General features: G+C 38.7%; 1 protein-coding gene. It reads right to left on the reverse strand.

Annotated features, from left to right (window positions below):
- Positions 1 to 134: 134 nt before the first annotated feature.
- Positions 135 to 723 (reverse strand): hypothetical protein (locus tag H4O20_RS13160; protein ID WP_221442917.1); only part of this gene is annotated, 589 nt, incomplete at its 5' end.

Genomic DNA, 723 nt, shown 5'->3' on the forward strand with positions numbered 1-723 from the left:
CCAGTGATTGCTTTTAAAACATGTTGGTACTGCACTTCAGATGAGTGTCCAATGGCTTGAATGCCCATTTAAGAATGTTCATTTCAAAAGACGGTAGTGTTTATTTCATTCACTGTTTGTTCAGAATGACAATTTTACTGGAAAAAGGGGAAAGGAAGCTCAATTTGCTGTATTCCATTATTTGCATTAAGCACTTCCTCAAATTCAGTAGAAAGGTAGTCAAATAACTGACCTAAAGGTAACATAACACTGAAGAGGAAAAATGCTTTAATGTAATCATAAGAACTGAGCAACGTCTTGTAGAAAATGTTAAGGGGAGCAGCAATAGCTTCTAAGATGTCGGACTTCATGCTGTCCACAAATTCTTGTGCTGCATCAACAGCCTCTTGGATTGTCTGTCCTAGTTTCTCAAGAAAGACATCAAGGCTTTCCATTTGCTTTATAACATCTGCCATCATAGCTAGAAGACTTTTCAGGTTACTTCTCACATTTTCTTGGACCTCGGCTACAGTGATGACCTTACCAGACGGAAACGTCATTTCAACTGTGTTGAAGGTTTCCACGATGGGAGACAAATATATCTCCAGGTTGTTAGCAAGTTTCTCCAGCATTTCCGCAATTATAAATTTGATTTTCGTGCAAATTTCAGGTAGTGTAACTTCATCCATTCCAGGCAGTTTGTATTTGGTCTCTCTCAGGAAGTCGATGACAGCATTAATCAGG

Origin of the sequence: Aequorivita sp. 609, assembly GCF_014212065.1 — a bacterium.
Taxonomy (GTDB): Bacteria; Bacteroidota; Bacteroidia; order Flavobacteriales; family Flavobacteriaceae; genus Aequorivita; species Aequorivita sinensis.